At 56.8% G+C, this 18,992-nt stretch carries 15 protein-coding genes, 1 tRNA gene and 1 pseudogene; 6 read left to right on the forward strand and 11 right to left on the reverse strand.

What is annotated here, in order from left to right; all coding sequences use genetic code 11:
- Window positions 1-92 precede the first annotated feature (92 nt).
- Both ACZ5DH_RS07380 and ACZ5DH_RS07385 read left to right on the forward strand, forming a co-directional pair.
- Window positions 93-986: a DUF2156 domain-containing protein gene (locus ACZ5DH_RS07380; protein WP_464256424.1), complete on the forward strand. Its 894-nt coding sequence runs from the start codon at window positions 93-95 to the stop codon at window positions 984-986.
- A 683-nt stretch (window positions 987-1,669) separates the two neighbouring features.
- A complete protein-coding gene (locus ACZ5DH_RS07385) occupies window positions 1,670-2,002 on the forward strand; it encodes a YnfA family protein (RefSeq protein WP_464256425.1) in 333 nt (110 codons plus the stop codon).
- Window positions 2,003-2,817: 815 nt separating this feature from the next.
- On the opposite strand, the gene ACZ5DH_RS07390 is transcribed toward ACZ5DH_RS07385, so the two are convergent.
- The 9 genes from ACZ5DH_RS07390 to ACZ5DH_RS07430 form a co-directional block, all read right to left on the reverse strand.
- The gene (locus tag ACZ5DH_RS07390) at window positions 2,818-3,780 is read right to left on the reverse strand and encodes an ABC transporter ATP-binding protein (protein WP_464256426.1); all 963 of its coding nucleotides are present in this window, start codon (window positions 3,778-3,780) and stop codon (window positions 2,818-2,820) included.
- The gene (locus tag ACZ5DH_RS07395; RefSeq protein WP_464256427.1) at window positions 3,777-4,757 is read right to left on the reverse strand and encodes an ABC transporter ATP-binding protein; all 981 of its coding nucleotides are present in this window, start codon (window positions 4,755-4,757) and stop codon (window positions 3,777-3,779) included. The genes ACZ5DH_RS07390 and ACZ5DH_RS07395 overlap by 4 nt, the downstream gene beginning before the upstream one ends.
- 9 nt (window positions 4,758-4,766) lie before the next feature.
- Window positions 4,767-5,636, reverse strand: a complete 870-nt coding sequence (locus ACZ5DH_RS07400; protein ID WP_464256428.1) for an ABC transporter permease — start codon at window positions 5,634-5,636, stop codon at window positions 4,767-4,769.
- A complete protein-coding gene (locus tag ACZ5DH_RS07405) occupies window positions 5,629-6,609 on the reverse strand; it encodes an ABC transporter permease (RefSeq protein WP_464256429.1) in 981 nt (326 codons plus the stop codon). The genes ACZ5DH_RS07400 and ACZ5DH_RS07405 overlap by 8 nt, the downstream gene beginning before the upstream one ends.
- A 72-nt stretch (window positions 6,610-6,681) precedes the next feature.
- The gene (locus ACZ5DH_RS07410; RefSeq protein ID WP_464256430.1) at window positions 6,682-8,229 is read right to left on the reverse strand and encodes an ABC transporter substrate-binding protein; all 1,548 of its coding nucleotides are present in this window, start codon (window positions 8,227-8,229) and stop codon (window positions 6,682-6,684) included.
- A gap of 157 nt (window positions 8,230-8,386) precedes the next feature.
- A complete protein-coding gene (locus ACZ5DH_RS07415) occupies window positions 8,387-9,775 on the reverse strand; it encodes an FAD-dependent oxidoreductase (RefSeq protein ID WP_464256431.1) in 1,389 nt (462 codons plus the stop codon).
- Window positions 9,772-10,059 carry a (2Fe-2S)-binding protein gene (locus ACZ5DH_RS07420; RefSeq protein WP_464256432.1) on the reverse strand — a complete coding sequence of 96 codons (288 nt, stop codon included), beginning with the start codon at window positions 10,057-10,059 and terminating at the stop codon, window positions 9,772-9,774. Before ACZ5DH_RS07420 ends, ACZ5DH_RS07415 begins: the two co-directional genes overlap by 4 nt.
- 14 nt (window positions 10,060-10,073) lie before the next feature.
- Window positions 10,074-11,195, reverse strand: coding sequence for an NAD(P)/FAD-dependent oxidoreductase (locus ACZ5DH_RS07425; protein WP_464256433.1), 1,122 nt, complete (start codon window positions 11,193-11,195; stop codon window positions 10,074-10,076).
- A 172-nt stretch (window positions 11,196-11,367) separates the two neighbouring features.
- Complete coding sequence (locus tag ACZ5DH_RS07430) at window positions 11,368-11,757, reverse strand: RidA family protein (RefSeq protein ID WP_464256434.1); 390 nt, start codon at window positions 11,755-11,757, stop codon at window positions 11,368-11,370.
- 422 nt (window positions 11,758-12,179) lie between these two features.
- Here ACZ5DH_RS07430 and ACZ5DH_RS07435 point away from each other — a divergent pair, with 422 nt between their 5' ends.
- Both ACZ5DH_RS07435 and ACZ5DH_RS07440 read left to right on the forward strand, forming a co-directional pair.
- Complete coding sequence (locus tag ACZ5DH_RS07435) at window positions 12,180-14,105, forward strand: sigma-54-dependent Fis family transcriptional regulator (RefSeq protein ID WP_464256435.1); 1,926 nt, start codon at window positions 12,180-12,182, stop codon at window positions 14,103-14,105.
- Between the two features lie 84 nt (window positions 14,106-14,189).
- Entirely contained in the window at window positions 14,190-14,915 is a 726-nt protein-coding gene (locus tag ACZ5DH_RS07440; RefSeq protein WP_464256436.1) for an aspartate/glutamate racemase family protein, read from the forward strand.
- A 204-nt stretch (window positions 14,916-15,119) separates the two neighbouring features.
- Here ACZ5DH_RS07440 and tnpA read toward each other — a convergent pair.
- Window positions 15,120-15,497 (reverse strand): annotated as a pseudogene (tnpA, locus tag ACZ5DH_RS07445) (IS200/IS605 family transposase).
- 196 nt (window positions 15,498-15,693) lie between these two features.
- Window positions 15,694-15,769: transfer RNA gene (locus ACZ5DH_RS07450), tRNA-Glu, on the reverse strand.
- 141 nt (window positions 15,770-15,910) lie between these two features.
- Between ACZ5DH_RS07450 and ACZ5DH_RS07455 the strand changes: the two genes are divergently transcribed.
- The gene (locus ACZ5DH_RS07455) at window positions 15,911-17,326 is read left to right on the forward strand and encodes an NlpC/P60 family N-terminal domain-containing protein (protein WP_464256437.1); all 1,416 of its coding nucleotides are present in this window, start codon (window positions 15,911-15,913) and stop codon (window positions 17,324-17,326) included.
- Window positions 17,323-18,897: a dephospho-CoA kinase gene (locus ACZ5DH_RS07460; RefSeq protein WP_464256438.1), complete on the forward strand. Its 1,575-nt coding sequence runs from the start codon at window positions 17,323-17,325 to the stop codon at window positions 18,895-18,897. The genes ACZ5DH_RS07455 and ACZ5DH_RS07460 overlap by 4 nt, the downstream gene beginning before the upstream one ends.
- The last annotated feature ends 95 nt before the right edge of the window (window positions 18,898-18,992 follow it).

Below are 18,992 nucleotides of genomic sequence, written 5' to 3' on the forward strand. Positions count from 1 at the left end.
TTGAAAAAGTGTCAATGCTCAAAATTAATCTGCTCTAAGACGCCCGAAAGGGTTCCCCGGCAGCTGACACTGCCCCTTTCAAGGAGAATATCGTGAGTAAAACTTTTGTTCCCGTAAGCCTGGACGACAGCCAGGCATACTATGATCTCTGGCAGCGCACCCCCCAGCGCTCGCTGGACTATACTCTGGCCAATCTCTGGGGCTGGCAGGATTATTACGGTCTTGAATGGTGCTTTGACGATACCTTGTGCTGGATACGCCAGACCCGCCCGCATCAGGTCTGCTGGGCCCCTGTGGGCGACTGGAATGCCGTGGACTGGAAAAGCCTTCTGCCCTGCTCCTTCAGTGAAACCGCCCATGACGTGGTGCGCGTACCGGAAAAGCTTCTGCACACATGGCAGGAACACCTGCCCGGCCTCGTGGACCCGGAAGAAGACAGGGGGCAGTGGGAGTATCTTTACAAGCAGGAAGAACTGGCGGAACTGCCGGGCAACCGCTATCACAAAAAGCGTAATCATTATAACAGCTATATCAAAACCTACGGCGAACCAGACTATCGCAGCCTTGACGACGCCATGGTGGAAGACGTGCTGGCCGTGCAGGACGACTGGTGCCAGTGGCATGAATGCGAGGGTTCCCCGTCCCTGATGGCCGAAAATGAGGCCATTAACCGCGTGCTGAGCCATTGGAACAGCTTTCGCGGGCTTGTGGGCGGTTCCCTCTATGTAGATGGAAAAATGGTGGCCTTCAGCGTTGGCGAAAACCTGGACGGTGAGAGCCTCGGCGTTCACTATGAAAAAGGTCTCAGCGGGTTCAAGGGCGTATACCAGACCATTAACTGCACATTCTCCCGCCGTGCCGGGGACGGATTCACCTACATTAACCGCGCGCAGGACCTGGACGAAGAAGGCTTGCGTCAGGCCAAAATGACCTATTTGCCCGCCGATTTTCTACGCAAGTACAAGGTTCGCATCCGCAAAGCCTGATGTCCGGGCTTTTTGCCAACACCTGATGGAATGTCCCGATCTTTGGGGACACTGCCAGGGGAGACCATCCCCCGTGGCCCACATTACGCGGGGCACGGGGGTTTTATGCTTCTGCCCGGCGGGACAATGACACTTTGAAATGCTTGTGGGAAATACTTTGAGGGAATGCTTTGTGGGGGAGGGACCCTTTTGCAAAAGGGTCCCTCCCCCACGCCCCACCCCCTATAGCATTTTCGCGTTGAGAATATCCATTCTCACTGCTTCCAGGACGCCCGCATCGGCGCGCGACAGCGCAAATAAATTGCGCCTGCGCCTCCGCGGCGGGCGTCTGTTCACGCAGCCGCCAGAGCAATTTCAAAGTGAAATTGCTCTAAAACCTTTATCACCTTTTGGTATGGTATGAAGTGTTGTTTGGTTTTAAACAGGTGTTCCTGAGACAGCGTCTTTTAGGTCACACCGTCTCAAAGGGTTAGACAAGCCGCCGCGATGCGCCCTCCAGCAGCGCAAATGCCTGTGGGCATATCTCTATGTTTTGAGCACGGCCGGTGGAACCGGCTTTTCCGCACGCCAGAGCAGCGCCTGCGAAACCGCTGCGGCTCTCGACCATTGCCCCGCATTCTGTCATGCTGGCCGTCGAGGGGTTCCACCAACCGCGCAGCGCGCAAGACACGGTAAAGAGACACATGATCCTGAAAACATTTTTTTTGTTTGTGGTAACGGCCATTGCTGAAATTGTGGGCTGCTATCTGCCCTATGTATGGCTGCGCAAGGGTGGTTCCCCCTGGTTGCTTGTCCCGGCGGCGCTGAGTCTTGCCATATTCGCCTGGCTGCTGACCATGCACCCGGCCGCCAGTGGCCGCGTATACGCGGCCTACGGCTGCGTATATGTCGCCACGGCCCTCTCATGGCTCAAATTTGTTGACGGAGTGTCCCTTTCAACAACAGATTTGCTGGGCGGTGCAGTGGCTCTTGCCGGCATGCTCATCATTGTTTCCGGCTGGGGCAGTCCTGCCTGATCTTGTTGTTTTCGGCAAGGCAGACCAGCCTGCCCCTCAACGGCGGGTATCACGCTGCAATGCCCAAGACGCCAGGATTGCAGCCTGCATCGTGCACTGGCCCGGAAGCCCCGCATGCCTGACGGCGCGCCTTTTAGAGCAGATTAACTTTGAGAATATACATTCTCAAAGTTTAAGGCACGCTCACTTCGGCGTTTAACCGCGCAGATAAGCTGCGCTTACGCCTCCGTAGCGAACGTCTGCTCACGCAGCCGTTAGAGCAATTTAAAAGTTAAATTGCTCTAATCGCAAAAGAGCACAGAGAAGAAAAGCCGGTGGGAGCCGGCTTTTCAAAAGGAAGAAGAAAGGAGTGGGATGCGAGAGGCTAAACGTCTGCAGGAAAGGTTCCGGCATGGGGGTACCGGATGACTGCAATATACTGTCAACGCTAAATTTTCTTGTTCCGCCGCAGCAACTTTTGTGTGACAAAACGGCGACGCGGCCCCGCGCAGATCTTCCGCGGCGGGCAAGATTCGCCGGAAAGGGAGTCATGACCATTCACGGGTTCAGAAGCATGGCCTCTATATTATCAACGTCAAAATGCTCTACCGCTGTACGAGAGGCAGCGCGCCATAACACGGTGTGGATTATGCCGAAAATTGCATTTTTCGGCATAATGACAAATTAAAATGTGAAGCATTTCAAAGCTAATCTGCTCTATATCTGAAAGATAGTCTGAAGCGCAGGGCGCTCTCGGCGGACGGCCAAAAATATCTTCGCATTGAGAACCTCTTCTCAATGCGAAGATTTTTGGGGCAAGCGCCGTGTAACGCCTGCTACAACCCGTTTATTTCCCGTGCAAAGTGGCACGCAACCGCATGCCCCGGGCTGACATCCTCCAGAGGAGGCTGGCTGTTGAAGCATTTTTCCTTGGCATAGTTGCAGCGCGGAGCGAACCGGCACATGGGGGGCGGCTCTATGGGCGAAGTCAGCTCGCCCCGGAGCAGGATGCGCTCTTGCTTATATTGCAGGTTTGCCCGTGGAATGGCCGACAACAGGGCCTTGGTGTAGGGGTGGTACTGGTGGATGAACAGTTCTTCCGTTGTGGTCTTTTCTGCGGCGACGCCAAGGTACATGACCAGAATAGTATTCGAGATATGCCGCACCACAGACAGATCATGGGTAATAAAGAGATAGGTAAGATCGCGATCTCGCTGCAAGTCTTGCATGAGATTCAAAATCTGCGCCTGAATGGAAACGTCCAGGGCGGAAACCGGCTCATCACAAACGATGAACTTGGGATTAAGAGCCAGCGCCCTGCCGATGCCTATGCGCTGTCGGCGTCCGCCGTCCAGTTCGTGCGGGTAGGCATTGGAAAGCCTCTCCGCAAGACCGACCGTATCCATAATTTCCCTGATGCGCGCCCGATACTCGTGTTTGTTGGCGCAGACCTTGTAAATCTGAAGAGGTTCTCCGATGATTTCGCTGACGCATTGTCGTGGGTTGAGCGAGGCGAAGGAGTCTTGAAAGATCATCTGCATGTTTTTTCTGAGCTCATGCAGACGCTGGGGCGTGGGGGCGGAGATGTCTTCATTTTCAAAAACAAGAGTTCCGCTCGTAGCGGGCATGAGGTGCAGCACCACGCGGCCCAGAGTGGATTTACCGCAACCGGATTCGCCCACAATACCCAGGGTTTTTCCGCGTTCCAGCGTAAAGCTGATATCGTCCACCGCGTGAAGCCTTCCCGACTTTGTCGAAAAGTACTTTTTGAGATTGGCAACGTGCAAGAGCGTGTTCACAGCAGTTTCCTACCCCCCTCATAACGAAGGCATTTCACAAAATGTCCCGGCCTGATTTCCACCGGGTCCGGATTGCGCCTGCGGCACTCGTCCACAGCAAACGTGCAACGAGTGTGAAATTTACATCCTTCGGGCAGATCGGAAGGATCGGGCACCAGGCCGGGTATGGTCTTGAGGCACGCCACCTTGGTGTCCGGACTGGGCAGCGAATCGAAGAGGCCGCGCGTATAGGGGTGCGCGGTGTGGTTGAACACGTCTTCCAGCATTCCCGATTCCACAATCTCACCTGCATACATGGTGTACACTTCGTCGCAGGTTTCCGCGACCACGCCGAGATCGTGGGTGATGAGCAGCATGGACGTGTTCAGCTCATCCTTCAGTTTTCGCATCAGCGCCAGAACTTGCGCCTGAATGGTCACGTCCAGCGCGGTGGTGGGTTCGTCGGCGATGAGCAGCTTGGGATTACAGGAAAGAGCAATGGCAATGCCCACGCGTTGCTTCATGCCGCCGGAAAATTGCCAGGGATATTCCTCGTAACGGTTGCCCGGGATGCCCACCATTTCCAGCATTTCCTTGGCCTTGTCCGCAGCCGCCTCCCTGGATAGACTGCTGTGCAGCAGAATGGCTTCCGCTATCTGGTCGCCGACGGCCAACACCGGATTGAGTGAAGTCATGGGGTCCTGAAAAATCATGGCGATTTCCTTGCCCCTGATTTCTCGCATCTCCTTTGTGTTCTTGAGCAGCAGATCCGCATTTTCGTAAAAAATCTCACCCCCGACTATCTTCCCCGGAGGGTGGGGAACAAGCCCCATGATGCTGAGCGCCGTGGATGTTTTTCCCGCCCCGGTTTCGCCCACAAGGCCAACGGTGCTGCCGTTGCGGATGGTGAACGAGATGCCGTTTATGGCCTCCACGGTTTCTTCATCAGTGACATATTGCAAGACAAGGTCTTTTATGCATAACAGTTCGTTGCTCATGGCCTCCCCCTACTGCTTCAGGCGCGGATCAAGCGCGTCGCGCAATCCATCGCCAAGCAGATTCAGGGCAATGGTTGTCACCACAATGGCCAGACCGGGTAGAATGCAGACGTACCAATGCCCGCGCAGATAGGCGCGTCCGGCGGAAATCATCAATCCCCATTCCGGCGTCGGCGGCTGCACCCCCATGCCGATAAAGCTTAGGGAGGCGCTCATCAGGATAATGTTGACCATACCCAACGTGAACTGCACGATGGCAGGAGCCACCGCATTCGGCAGGATATGCTTCAGCATGATGCGTAGATTGCTTGAACCGATGCAACGGGCGGCTTCAATATATTCCTGATCCTTCACCATCATGACCTGAGCGCGCATGATGCGGGCAAAGGGGGGAATGGCCGTCACGGACAAGGCCACCATCATGTTGCCCATACTGCTGCCAAGGGCGGCGACAATGCTCAGGCACATGCACATCATGGGAATGCCCATGATGATGTCTATGCCGCGCATGATCACGTTATCCAGCCTGGAATAAAACCCAGCCAGAAGCCCGAGCAGGGAGCCGATGAAGGCGGCTACGGAAATACAGACAATGCCGATAAACAGCGTGTAGCGGGCGCCGTAAACAACACGGCTAAATATGTCGCGGCCGAAGTTGTCGGTACCGAACCAGTGCTCCGCGCCGGGGGACTTGAGAATGGAGGAATAGTCCTGCTCGGCATAGTCATATGGCGTGATGTAGGGTGCAAAAATGGCTGCGAGAATAAGCAGAACCAGCACAATCAGCCCGCCCATAGCCATTTTGTTCTTCTTCAGATTCCGCCAGACCTCGCTGCGTTGTGTATTTTTTTTACGGATTTGGGCTGTTTTTTTAGTCATTTGCAGCCTCCTGGTCGGGCAGACACCGAGGCTTTTTAGCCTTGGTCCGGCTGTACTGGCCTTTGATACGCGGATCGACAAAACAGTAGACGACATCCACGCACAGGTTGATCAGCACGCAGTTCAGGCCGATCCAGAATACAGCGCCCTGCACCACCGCGTAATCCTTGAAGTTGACGCTGTCTACAATGAATTTGCCCACCCCGGGGATGGCAAAGACCGTTTCCACTAGCACCGCACCGGCCAGAAATCCGCAAATCTGGATGCCGATAACCGTGATGATGGGCACAAGGGCATTGCGGAAGGCGTGCCGCATGATGGTCAGAAGCTCCGTCTGGCCTTTGGCCCGGCTTGTGCGGATGTAATCCTGACGGATGACTTCAAGCATGCTTGAACGCGTCATGCGCATGATGGATGCGCTGGCTTGAAGGCCCAGCGTAAATACGGGCAGAATCCAGTACTTGAAGCTCGAATTGCCCGTGGCCGGCAGCCAGCGCAGTTCGACGGAAAAAATAACCACAAGCACCATGGCTATCCAGAAGGAGGGCGCGGAAACTCCCAGCAGTGACACGACGGTGCATATCTTGTCCAGAAACGAATACTGCTTCACTGCGGAAATGATTCCTGCGGCCACGCCGACCACAACGCCAAAGGCAACGCTGGAAAAGGCAAGGATAAGTGTGTTGGGGTATCGGGAAAGGATTTCTTCCAGAACCGGGCGCCCGCTTCTGTACGAAATGCCGAAATCGCCCTGAAGCAGGTTGAAAAAAAACCGTCCCAGCCTGATAATATATGGATCATCCAATCCCAGGCTCTTGTGCAGGGCCGCAAGCTGTTCCGGGGTGGCATTGTCCCCGAGGATGGCCATGGCGGGGTCGCCGGGCGTCACATACATCAGGGTGAAGATGATAACGACGACGCCAAGCAGCACAGGGATAAAAAGTAGAATACGATTGGCTATATACCTGAACATGGACATGCACCAACCTTGCAGAAGCGGCATGGGAAGCGCGGGCTGTGGACAGCCCGCGCTTCCCATGCCTTGTTATTTCACAAAATAGACATGTTGCAACAAATGGTGCTCATACGAGGGCATGAGCCGGAAACCCCTGACCTTGAGGGTACAGGCGGCGTTGAGTTCCTTGTGCCAATAAGGCAGAACCACATAGTTTTGCATCAGCATTTCCTGGCACTTGTAGTACAGCTTGTTGCGGGCCTCTCTGTCTACCGTGGCCAGAGCCTTGTTGATGGTGTCAAAGTATTCCTGATTGTTCCAGGAGAAGATGGGATATTCGGACATGGTCGGGAGCCAGCGGAACAGGACGCGGCCGGCTTCACCGGTGGAGGCGGTCTGGCCCCAGGCCGAGATACTGCTTGAAGTGATGGTGGACGCAAAGGTGGTGGAGTCCACAACCTTAATCTTGAGCTTGATGCCGACCTTGGCCAGCTGGGCCTGCATGAGTTCACCCAGGTCCTTTCTCTGCTGGTCAGAATCCATGCACATGTATTCCGTTTCAAAGCCGTTTTCGTAGCCGGCTTCCTTCAGCAGGCTCTTGGCCTTGGCTATGTCGTGCTTGGGCAGGAAAGGCGCCAGGTCAGGGTGGCGGCCGTCAATGCCGGGGGCCAGCATGCCCGAGGCCAGCTGGCCATAGTTGCCGTAGGCCACTTTGACCGCCTGCGGAATGTCGAGCGCGTACCAGATGGCTTGGCGCACACGAATGTCGTCAAAGGGCTTGATACGTTGGTTGAAGGTCAGAGAAAAGGTGATGGCGCCAAGGCCGGAAACCAGATTGATGTCCGGATTGGCGCGGATCCTGTCGATATCATTGGCGTTGATTTCATACACGATGTCGGAACCGCCCGATTCCGCTTCCATGGCCCGCGATGAAGAGTCTGCGATATAGCGGATGGTAACGGTCTTCACATAGGGCTGACCGGGGATCCAGTACTGATCAAAAGCCTCCAGTCTCAGGCTGTCGCCGGGGCGGAACTGCACAGCCTTGTACGGGCCGGTGCCCACAGGGGCCTTGTTGAAATCCTTGTTGGATTCCTTGTAGGAGCGCTCGTTGATGATGGCGCAAAGCGGACTTTCAAGCATGGGCAGTTGCAGGGCATACGGCTCTGTGGTGACCAGCTTGAGGGTGTAATCGTCGATCACCTTGCTTTTGTCAAAGTCCAGGCGGCTCACCAGCGCGGCGCCGGGAGTGTTGTCCAGGCGCACCCGCTGCAGAGAAAACAGCACATCGCTGGCCTTGAGCGTATCGCCGTTATGAAATTTGACGCCCTTGCGGAGGGACACCACCAGCGTCACGTCGTTTTCATATTCCCATTTTTCTGCGAGCCAGGGCGAAAGAGTGCGGTTTTCGTCAAAGGCGAACAACGTCTCATAAATCTGACGCGTGGTCTGGGTTGCGCCTTGCATGATGTTGCTGTGGGGATCAAGGGAACCCGGGTCGTACGGCATGACGACAACCATGGAATCCTTGGCCGAAACGATTTTGTCAGGAGTTGCTTCCGCCGCGTACGCCGGAATAACGGAGAAGAAAAGCAGCCCGGCAGCACTCAATAAAAGGTGCATGACATATTTCATCATTATTTCTCCCGTTTTTTGTTTCGACAAAATGGGCAAGTCCCTGCTTTTATGCAATTTATTAATCTTTATATTATCCATCTTAAAAATCAATATTTCTCTCTGTAAAGCATGTTATATACCTTGCACTATAGTCATGGTTATACATTTACCCTTCCATTCATCCAGGCAATGCTGCCTCGCAATACTTTTGCAGCACCACAGGGCGCAGAGGTTGCCGTATGTTCAATACGCCTACATCGGCTGGAGAGCGCCCCTGCGCCGCCGCAGCGATTTCCGCAAGACCGGGGCCGCACATACGGCCTTGGCAGGAGCCCATGCCGCAACGGGTAACCCGTTTGATGGCATTGACCTCATGGTAGCCATCGCCCACCGCCCTACGGATGGCGCCGGCGGTCACGCATTCGCAGCGGCAGACCAGCGTCTCGTCCGGCAGGGAATATATTGCAGGGTTGGGAGCAAAGACATAGCGCAAAAAGGCGCGGGCCGCACACATGGTCCGCAGCTTTTTGCGTATGGGCGCGCTGCGGCACACGGCTTCCTCCCTGGAAAGAACCCCCAGGCTGTGGGCAACGGCTATGCCTGTCAGGGTTCCCTTCAGGCGCGCGGCATCGCCGCCATGGGCAAAAGCCCCGTCGCCAGCCATGTATACGCCGGCGATACTGGTTTCTCCGTTTTCTCCCGTGACGGGGCACCAGCAACGTTGCACCTTGTCCCAATAATGCCTGGCCTTCATAGACGTCAGGATATGCGTGCGGGGAATGACGCCCTCATGACGCAAAAGCAGGCCGGCCGGTAACTCGTGCGTTTTGCCGCCGGCCTGCCAGCGTACCGCCTCCAGGCGGTCCGTACCTATGGCCTGAATGTTCGTGACGCCGCTCAATATTTTGATCTTGCTTTTCAAGACACCCATGCCAAGGCCAAGCCCTTTTGCCAGATAAGCGCGGTCCAGGATGCCCGCAGGCAGCATGCCCGCGCCAAGCAGACGTTTCGGCCAATTGCCCGTATCGAGCCATGCCGCTACCGGAACGCCCGCCTCGAGCAGGTGCTGTGCGAGCAGCAACAGCAAGGGGCCGTTGCCCGCGAGAATGACCGGTGCATCGTGCGTGACCGGCAATGAGCCGCCCGAGCGCAAAAGGATGTCCGCTCCTCCCGCGCCCATGACGCCGGGCAGCGTCCATCCCGGGAACGGCACTGGCCGCTCCATAGCTCCGGAGGCGGTGGCCAGACGCGCGGTGGTTATGGTTGTGGCCTTGTCGCCAATGCTGCACAAGATAGAGCGCGGTTCGCATCCCCATACCGTCGTTTCAGGAAAGTAGCGGGCTCCGGACTTGTAAAAATCCTCTAACAACTGCATGCCGGCCACGTATTCACTGTTGTCAAGAAGGGCCTTGGCCATGGGCGTTTCGATGTTGCGCAGCAATTGCCCGCCGGGGGCGGGCTGATCATCAACCACCACCACGTCAAGCCCACAGGCACGGGCGGCGCATGCCGCCGACAACCCGGCCGGCCCGGCGCCGATTATAAGAAGATCTCCGTGATTGCTCATTCCTCCATCTCCTCAACAGGAAACTGTCGCCTGATGACCATGCCTTCCCGCACGGGGGTGAGGCAGGCCTGAATGTTGGGTACGCCGTCTATCTCCATGAGGCATTCAAAGCAGACGCCCATGAGGCAGTACGGAGCGCGCGCAGATCCATCAACCGGATGCGTCATCGTGTGCCCCGGATGCGCGCTGCCGAGAACAGCTGCCGCGACGCTGATGCCTGCGGGAACCCGCAGGGCTTTTTCTTCAAAAATAATTGAGATCATGTTGTTCACAGGTGGCTCCATGACAATTCTCCTGTTCAGTTGAACTGTCCGAAACGGTTGAGGGTCATACCCCGGGCTGGCTCCGGAAGTTCGCCTCCCAGCAGAAAATCCGACAAGAGACGGCTATGGGCCGCCGCCATGGTCACCGCGCTGTGCGTGTTGACGAGTGTGGCCGTCTCGTGGTTGGGCAGACGGCTGTAAATGGCCATATTGTCGTCGGGCATGACACGCAGGGCGGACCATGCCCGAATGATGCGAAGCCGACTGAGGAACGGCCAGACCTCCATTGCCCACTTGCCCTCGCTGGCTACTTTGTCCGGAATAACCTTGGTGTCGTATCCGGCTTTTTCGTGGCGGAAGCCCACAATGACCGTGCCGTCGAACGTCTGGGTGGCCCCCAGAATGGGGATGGGCATGACGTTGGGAATGCGCTCCACAAGGAGAACCTGTCCCTTGTCCGGAAAAATCGGAATGGACGGCATGGCAAACTGCGCCAGTCTGCGGTTGCCGAGTCCCGCGGCCAGCACAATCCGTCCGCAACTCATGGGGCCGCGGCTGGTCTGCAGAAGATACCCATCCCCCTGTGGTTCGACGGAGTAAACGTAGGTTCCTCCGAAGTAATCCACGCCGAGGCGCGGTAGAGCCCTGCGGTAGGCCTTGACCAGCGCGATGGGATCGACGAGACCGTCGTTCTCACACCAGGCCGCGCCCACAACCTTGGGGCCGAATCCTATCTTGGGCAGTTTTTTCTCCAAAGCGGCCCGATCTATCATGCAGCCGTTGTATTCCCCCAGCGCCTCCCGCAAGCCCTCGATGTAGACGCGGCGTCTTTCATACTCTTCCTCACCAAGCACCGGGATAAGGCCGCCCTTGTAGCTCACGGGCACGGCAACGCCCGAAACTTCCGTCAGTTCGCGGACCAGATCGGGAAACAGGGAGGCAGAAATGAAGGCCCAGCGCGCATAGTGCGGCAAATGCAGGAATTTCGACTGGCACCAGATGAGACCGCAGTTGGAGAAAGAGGCGTTGTCGGCCGGCGTCAGACCGTCCAACACCGCCACCCGGTGTTTTTTCCCGGCCAGACCGTAGGCCAGGGCAGTGCCGCTGATACCCCCGCCGACGATGATTATATCGTGCTCTGTAACGCGTGTGTTCAATGGCGTTCTCCGCAACATCATTTGTTCGCATGGATGCAAATACGTAGCCCTGCCACCATAAAAACTGCCTGCTCCTGAGCGCCTTTCCGCCGCACGGGGCAGGCGGAAAAACACATCCCGCCGCTTCCCGCGGACGCGGCCCGGACGACAGAACAGCTTTAAAGTAACCTCGCTAGATTCCGCCTTTGGCGGCCTTGTATGCGACGCACTCAACCTCAACCCGCAGATCGCTCATCATGGAAGCTTGCACCGTGGTGCGCGCCGGGGCGTGTTCCGTGCTGAAAAATTCTGCGTATGCCTTGTTGAACTCGGAAAAATCCCGTGGATCGTCGATATACACCCCCACGCGCACCACGTCATTGAGGGTGAAGCCCGCGCTTTCAAGCACTTTTTGCAAATTGCCGAGGGTTATCCTGGCCTGGGTGAGCATGGTTCCGGAAATGATGTTTCCTTCAGCGTCGCGGGGAACCTGCCCACTTACGTATAGCCAGCCCTCCGCCTCCACAGCCCTGGAAAAAGGAAGCGCCCCTGGACCCGGCGTTCCATATCGAACAATGGACATGATGAACCTCCTTTATGAAATAGCGGTATAACAGTGATGCCGTCTCCAAGCATAAACCGTGCAAATCCTGTAACCTCCAATAAAATGTGAGGGTTTGGCATAATTATTTCATGATACTGGACATGGGTGTCCTTTTGTGTAATGGAATTTTACACTCGAACAGTTCTAAGGTGTATGCTCCATCACGGGCGGCAAGGCCTTGTCTGACACTCTCTCCTGGCTCTGGCCGGGATATGGCCGCATGCCTCTGCTGTGCGGCTGTCCGAACGGAGTTCAACAAGAAAGCCGCGGAGGTTCGCGCAAAAGCCCCCCGAGCGGGAGCGTTTCAATGAAACAGCGCAGTTCAGTAAAGTTCACGGCATGCCTGAAGGGGAAATATGTAACAATTCTTTACAGTGTATTATTTCGTTGCGGGGGCTCAGATGAATTCTCGACAGAACCTTCCGAATCTCAAACAGGCCATCAAGCGCTCGCTTGAGCGCTCCGCGAGCTACGGCCTTGACCCCTTTCTCAACGGCGCGCCCGAATCCACACGCCTGAGCGACGCGGCGCTCAAGGAACGCATCCGCTCCCAGTCGCCCTTCTATTCTCTGGCAAAAACACAATTGGACACGCTGTACGGGCTGCTGCGAAACACGGGTTTTTGCATGGCTCTTGCCGACAGGGATGGCTACGTGCTGTACGTGGTGGGAGATTCCGACCTTGTGGAGCATTTCAAACGGCGGCGCTGCGTTCCCGGCTACCGCTGGACTGAGCGCGACTTGGGCACGTGCGCCATTGGCCTGGTTCTTGAAGAGAGAATACCGGTGTTCCTGCCGGGAGATAAAATGTACGCGGCTCAGGCAAAAGCCATCAGCAATGCGGGAGCGCCCGTGTTTTCACCTGCGGGAGAATTACTGGGGGTCGTTTCGCTGAGCGGGCTTTCCGACAAAATGCACGTGCACACGCTTGGCCTTGTGCGCCAGGCGGCGGAAACTGTGACAGCGCAATTGTGCGAACGTGAAAGCACCCGTGAACTGGCTGTCAAAAATCAATATATGGTCGCGCTGCTGGAGTCGGATTCGCGCGGCATTGTGACCCTTGATCAGGCGGGACACATTGTGCATGCCAATCGCAAGGCGCTGGTCTTGTTCAATATTCCCCAGAACTATCAGGGCATGGATTTTGGCGAAAGCCTTGAGGAGCGGCAGGTGTACATCCGCAGCTACCTTGCTCGGGGCAAGAGCTTCAGGGCCAGGGAATTTCGCGCCCGATGCAGCGGGGTCAGCCACTTCGCGTCTCTGGACCCCATTCGCATGCCTTCGGGCGAACTGGTGGGCGGGCTGTTTTCCGTGCTGGAAAAAAAAGAGATGATGCGCATGGCTGTTCAGGTGACGGGGGCGCGCGCTCATTTTACCTTTGAAGACATTCTGGGCAAGAGCGACCCCCTGAAGGCCGCCCTGCATCTGGCCCGCATTGCGGCGGGAAGCAATGCCACCGTATTGATCACCGGCGAAACGGGAACCGGCAAGGAGCTGTTCGCACAGGCGATCCACAATGGCGGTGAGCGGCGGCAGCGCCCCTTTGTGGCCATCAACTGCGGCGCCATTCCGAAGGAACTGCTTGAAAGCGAACTGTTTGGCTACGAGGAGGGATCTTTTACCGGGGCGCAAAAAGGCGGGCGTCCGGGCAAGCTGGAACTTGCCGACACAGGCACGCTGTTTCTGGACGAAATAGGTGACATGCCCTTTGACATGCAGGTCAAACTGTTGCGCGTGCTTCAGACCGGCGAATTGCAACGTGTTGGCGGTTTGCGGGTGGTTCCGGTGGATTTGCGCATCATCTCCGCAACTAACAGGGACTTGTCACAGGCCATTAAGGAGCACCAGTTCCGGGCGGATCTGTATTACCGCATAAGCGTTCTGGGCATCCATGTGCCCGCGCTGCGCCACCGGCCCACGGACATTCTTCCGCTGGCCCAGTATTTTCTGAACCGCCAGGAACAAATGCTGGGGCGGCCCCCGCACAAACTCTCACGCCAGTGCGCTGAAGCCCTGCGCCGGTACTGCTGGCCCGGAAACGTGCGACAGCTCGAAAGCGCAATGGAATGCGCCGTGCACCTGGCCCAGGGAGGAGAACTCCTGCTGGAGCACTGCAATATTGCCGATCTTCAAAGCCCGCAGGAGCTTTCGCCCCTGCCGGAAAACGGCGGACACAGGATCAGGGACATGGAGAGAAAACTTATTATGGAAACCCTAACCAGACTCAACGGCAATATCTTTCAGACTGCTCGCTCGCTGGGCATCAGCCGTCCCTCCCTGTACAGGAAGCTTCGCGTGTACAATATCTCCCACACGCAGGGCGGTTAAGGCGCTCAAGGCGTTCGTCAAGGCGTTGCAGAATCTTACGGCAACCATGCTGTCATCCGGGCCATGCCCCACGAGGAGAACATCATGATCAAAGGCGGCCACCTGCATTATGGCATTCCCATCGGCGTGCTCTGTCTTGAATCCTATTTTGCCAAGCCCGCGGGGCACGTGCGCAATCCGTTAAGTTTTCGCTTTCCCGTGGTCTGTCACGTGGTCAGGGGCATTGACGTGCCGCGCCTTTTGTTCAACCCCACGCCGGACCTTATGGAACCGTTCATACAGGCCGCCCGCCAGTTGGAAAAGGACGGCGTCAAGGGCATTGTGGGCAGTTGCGGCTTCATGGCCCTGTTTCAGAAAGAATTGAGCCAATGTGTTCGCATTCCCATTCTGGCGTCAAGCCTTGCACAACTGCCCTTACTGCGTCTGGCGCATGGCCCCGAGGCGCGCATCGGCGTTCTCACAGCCAGCGCCGGGGCGCTTACGCGGGCGCATTTCGCCGGCGTGGGTGAAGACAGGAACAATTATGTGGTTCAGGGCATGGAAGCAAGCAAGGTCTTTTCTGACACCATCCTCACCGGACTTGCGCCGGATATGGACGAGGACGCCATGCGGGAGGACATCTGCGCCACGGCGGAACGCTTGCACGCCGACCACGCATTGGACGCGCTGCTGCTGGAGTGTACGGATCTGTCGGCCTTTGCTCGAGCAGTGCAGCAACGCATCAACATCCCGGTATATGACATCAATTCCCTGGCGGAATACCTGGCATACAGTGTATGCCGTGCCGCCTACCCTGTATGCCGGGGATAGAAGCGCTCTGACGGCGCAAAACGCGGGGGACAAAACGCCAGCCGCCGGAAGCGGTCCCTGCGGCTTGCGTCTTATTCCTGTGGACATCATCCAGGGCTCGGCCAAAATCGTGCCTTGCGACACTACCCATCAGTACCTGCAAATCAAAATCATTTTCCATAGGCCGGTTCAGAATAAAATCGCGCATGCAACAATAAACGTGCTTCATCCCTTTCTGTGAATGAGGACCCAAGCCTCTAATTTTTTATACAGTCTGTTTCGGGAGATTCCCAGAACGCGGGCAGCCAGCGTTTTGTTGTACCGGCTATCGAAGATCATTAACGAATTTTTTCCTTTTAGATACTCCCTTAAAACTCGGCACACTGATTTTTGGCGGGATACTCACCAGCGTGTAGATATGATCTGGCATCAAATGCCCTTCTAAAATCTCTACCCTTTTGTACGTACAAAGACTTTGCATGATTTCTTTTATGCTGCCGCGAATCTGTGCGAATATTATTTTTCTTCAGTACTTAGGCGTAAACACTATATGATACTTGCATACCATTTTGTGTGAGCTAAACCTTGGGGCTTGGTTCCCATAACAAAAATACCCTTCTTTAAAAATTACGATGGGCTTGAACAACTTCATCGTACAGGAAGGATGTTTTTGTACGTATGACACATTGTTTCCCCCCGCTATGCGGGTGGTTCTTTATTTCGCGCGATGACCGCGCTCAACTGGCTAAAGCCAGAAAAAAAGGCACTCACAGCTACAAACTGTAAGTGCCTGGGAATCTGGCGTCACCAACGGGATTTGAACCCGTCTTAACGGCTTGAGAGGCCGCCGTCCTAACCGGATAGACGATGGTGACAGCGAGACTCTTTTAAGAAGGTAATGAAGCAATGTCAATACGGCGGCCCGCTAAAAAGAATGCGTTGCCGACTATATATTTGAAGTGTTAGTATGAAAAAAGACCGGATGTTCCCGGCCAATTCCGCCCGGAGGACCCTCCATGTTTTCCCGCCTTCGTCTGCTTTGCCTCGCATCTCTTCTGCTTCTGACAGCCGCATGTGGCGGCAAAAACGTCCCTCCCAGGGATGGCGCAGCCCCCTCATGGATGGGCACCATCGCCGATCTGCGCCAATTCCCGCAGAATCTTGACGTTTACGCAAAAAATTCCGGGCAAAATAAACGGCTCATTTCCCAGGATGAACAGAGCCGCCAGGTAGCCCGTTTCGACCGCATTTTCTTCGGCCCATGGGAGATGCGCAAAACATCCATGCGCAAGCGCGACGTGGCCGCCGTTTTTGGCAAGGCCAGAGGCTACAAACAGGGCAACGAGCGCTGGACGCAGGTAGAATGGGACGCCATGGCCCGCAACGCCAACCTCAAAAATTTCCCCTCGCGGGCGCAGGCCGCCATTACGGTGCGCAATACCGACCTGAGGGAAATGCCCACGCACCTGGCGCGCTTTTCAGAGCCAACTCCGGACCCACGCGCCAATCCCTTTGACTATTTTCAGTATTCTTTGCTGCCCCTGGGAACGCCCGTACTTATTGCCCACACCTCCAGCGATGGCAGGTGGCACTTTGTGGAATGCCCCATTGCCGGCGGATGGGTTGATGCCGAAGACCTGGCCCTTGTTGACAACAGTTTCGCCTCTCTGTACCGCAGCGCCTCGTTTGCGGCCATCGTGCGCGACAACGTGCCCCTTGCCGGTCAGCCCAGCCAATATGGCGCTTCGGCCCCGGCACAGCAGAGCGTGAGCATCGGCACCATATTGCCCATGCTCGCCGGCGGCGCCGCCGAAGGCTCGGTGGTTGCCGGCAAGACTGACGCGCCCCCGGTAACCCTGCTGGCTCCGGTCAAGGATGCCAGCGGCATGGCCAGTACGGCTCCGGTCACCGTTTCCTCCGCAGACGTTGTTGCCCGCCCCTTGCCCCTGACGCCGGACAACGTGGCCGCCGTGGGCAACGTCATGATGGGCCAGCGCTATGGCTGGGGGGGCATGTTCGGCGAAAGGGACTGCTCGGCCCTCACCCGTGACCTGCTCACGCCATTCGGCCTCTGGCTGCCGCGCAACTCCGGCGGCCAGGCCCGCGTCGGATCCGTCAGTTCCCTCGAGGGCATGACGGCCAGGGAAAAAGAAGAAACCATCATGCGCTACGGTGTGCCCTTCCTGAGTCTTGTGGGCATGCGCGGGCACATCATGCTCTATGTGGGCAAATACAATGGCCGCCCCGCCATCTTCCATAATGTCTGGGGCGTCCGCACGGTGGAGGGCAATGACAATAACGCGCGTTTTGTCGTCGGCAGAGCGGTGGTCACGTCCATCACGCCCGGCGACGAGTTGAAAAACCTGTACAGGGGCACAACCTTTGTGGACAGGCTGCGCACGCTTTCCACCCCGGCGGACACGCTCCAGTGAACCGTCTGCAACTGGAAATCACAGCCGCGCAGGCAGGCCAGAGGCTTGACCGCATACTGAGCGCCGCGCAGCCGGACCTGTCACGGGCGGCTTTGCAGAAAGCCATTCAGTCCGGCCACTGCACTGTGGATGACCAGATCGAAACCAAACCGGCAGCCAAGGTGAAAACCGGGCAGGTGGTTGTGCTCCTGCTGCCGGAAGTATCGGGCCGGCTTGAGCCTGAGGACGGGGAACTGGAAGTGCTCTGGCAGGACGAGCACCTGGTGGTTTGCAACAAGCCCGCGGGTCTCACCGTGCACCCCTGCCCCTCCTGCCCGGAACAAACCCTGGTGCAACGGCTTCTTGCACGTTTTCCACAACTGGGTAAGATTGAAGGACAGCGCCCTGGTATTGTGCACCGGCTGGACAAGGATACCAGCGGCCTGCTGGTTGTGGCCCTTACCGAAACTGACCGGCTCAGCCTCAGCCAGGCTTTTGCCGAGCGTCAGGTTCACAAGGAATACCTGGCTCTTGTGGCGGGTCTTGCCCCTTTGAACGGTCAATGCCTTGAACCTGTGGGGCGCCACCCTACGGCCAAGGTTAAAATGGCGGTTGTTCCAGAAAACAGAGGCGGCAGACACGCCCATACGGAATGGCGACGGCTCTGGCATTCGGAAGACAGCAGCGTTTCACTGCTGGCTGTGCGCATCCATACCGGCCGCACCCATCAGATACGGGTGCATATGGCCCATCTGGGATACCCCTTGCTGGGCGACAAGCTCTACGCCCCCAAGACTGTGCAGGCTATGGCCCCTCGCCAGATGCTGCACGCTTGGCGGCTGACATTCACCCACCCTGTCAGCAATGAAGCCATGAACTTTGCCTGCCCGCCGCCGCAAGACATGCCCGATGCGGCCCTGAAGGCCAATCTGCGCATGCAGCGACTGGTCATTACCGGCAACCCCGGCAGCGGCAAATCTGCCCTCACTGCCCATCTGGGCCAGATGGGCGTGCCCGTTATCAGCGCCGATGCAATTGTGGCTGACCTCTATGCTCCCGGCGGCGCCGGCAGCCTGTGGATAGGGCGTCTGCACGGCGGCAGCCTGCTGGAGGCGGACGGAGCGGTGAACAGAAAGGCGCTTCTGGCCGCCATGCAACAAGATGCAGTGTTGCGCCGCGATGTGGAACAGGCCGTTCATGCCCTGACCCGGCAAGCCATAGAGGACTTCTGGCTGCGCATGGAAGCGGCAGGAGCGCCTCTGGCCGCTGCGGAGATTCCCCTGTATTTCGAAAGCGGCTGGCAGCAGTGTTTTTCTCCGCCGCCCCTGACCGTGGGCGTCTCCTGCCCGCTACCCTCAAGAACCACGCGCACAGTGGAAACCAGAGGGTGGAATAAGGAAAAAATGGCCGCGCTCGAGGCGTGGCAATGGCCTGAAGAACGCAAGATGGCTGCCTGCGACATGGTGATAAAAAATGACAAAGACTTGCACCATCTTCAAGATGAAGCAGCCCGCCTGCTCGAAAGGCTGCGGACCCATGACCGAAAAAAACGCCAAGAACAGTCCCAACTCCTGAATTTTATTTGGGTTTGAACCTCGCCAAATGGGGCTCTATAGAGCCTCTTTCATTGACACTTCTTACTCCAAGTGGATATGCTGGTTTCTTATCCTAAGAATTTGCTAACCTT

Source organism: Desulfovibrio simplex (genome assembly GCF_055387835.1).

What these genes read in the sequence shown, in the direction of transcription:
- ACZ5DH_RS07385 (WP_464256425.1), top strand. Translation starts at nt 1,670, where the DNA reads ATGATCCTGAAAACATTTTTTTTGTTTGTGGTAACGGCCATTGCTGAA.
- ACZ5DH_RS07395 (WP_464256427.1), bottom strand. Translation starts at nt 4,757, where the DNA reads ATGAGCAACGAACTGTTATGCATAAAAGACCTTGTCTTGCAATATGTC.
- ACZ5DH_RS07400 (WP_464256428.1), bottom strand. Translation starts at nt 5,636, where the DNA reads ATGACTAAAAAAACAGCCCAAATCCGTAAAAAAAATACACAACGCAGC.
- ACZ5DH_RS07405 (WP_464256429.1), bottom strand. Translation starts at nt 6,609, where the DNA reads ATGTTCAGGTATATAGCCAATCGTATTCTACTTTTTATCCCTGTGCTG.
- ACZ5DH_RS07410 (WP_464256430.1), bottom strand. Translation starts at nt 8,229, where the DNA reads ATGATGAAATATGTCATGCACCTTTTATTGAGTGCTGCCGGGCTGCTT.
- ACZ5DH_RS07415 (WP_464256431.1), bottom strand. Translation starts at nt 9,775, where the DNA reads ATGAGCAATCACGGAGATCTTCTTATAATCGGCGCCGGGCCGGCCGGG.
- ACZ5DH_RS07420 (WP_464256432.1), bottom strand. Translation starts at nt 10,059, where the DNA reads ATGGAGCCACCTGTGAACAACATGATCTCAATTATTTTTGAAGAAAAA.
- ACZ5DH_RS07430 (WP_464256434.1), bottom strand. Translation starts at nt 11,757, where the DNA reads ATGTCCATTGTTCGATATGGAACGCCGGGTCCAGGGGCGCTTCCTTTT.
- ACZ5DH_RS07435 (WP_464256435.1), top strand. Translation starts at nt 12,180, where the DNA reads ATGAATTCTCGACAGAACCTTCCGAATCTCAAACAGGCCATCAAGCGC.
- ACZ5DH_RS07440 (WP_464256436.1), top strand. Translation starts at nt 14,190, where the DNA reads ATGATCAAAGGCGGCCACCTGCATTATGGCATTCCCATCGGCGTGCTC.
- ACZ5DH_RS07455 (WP_464256437.1), top strand. Translation starts at nt 15,911, where the DNA reads ATGTTTTCCCGCCTTCGTCTGCTTTGCCTCGCATCTCTTCTGCTTCTG.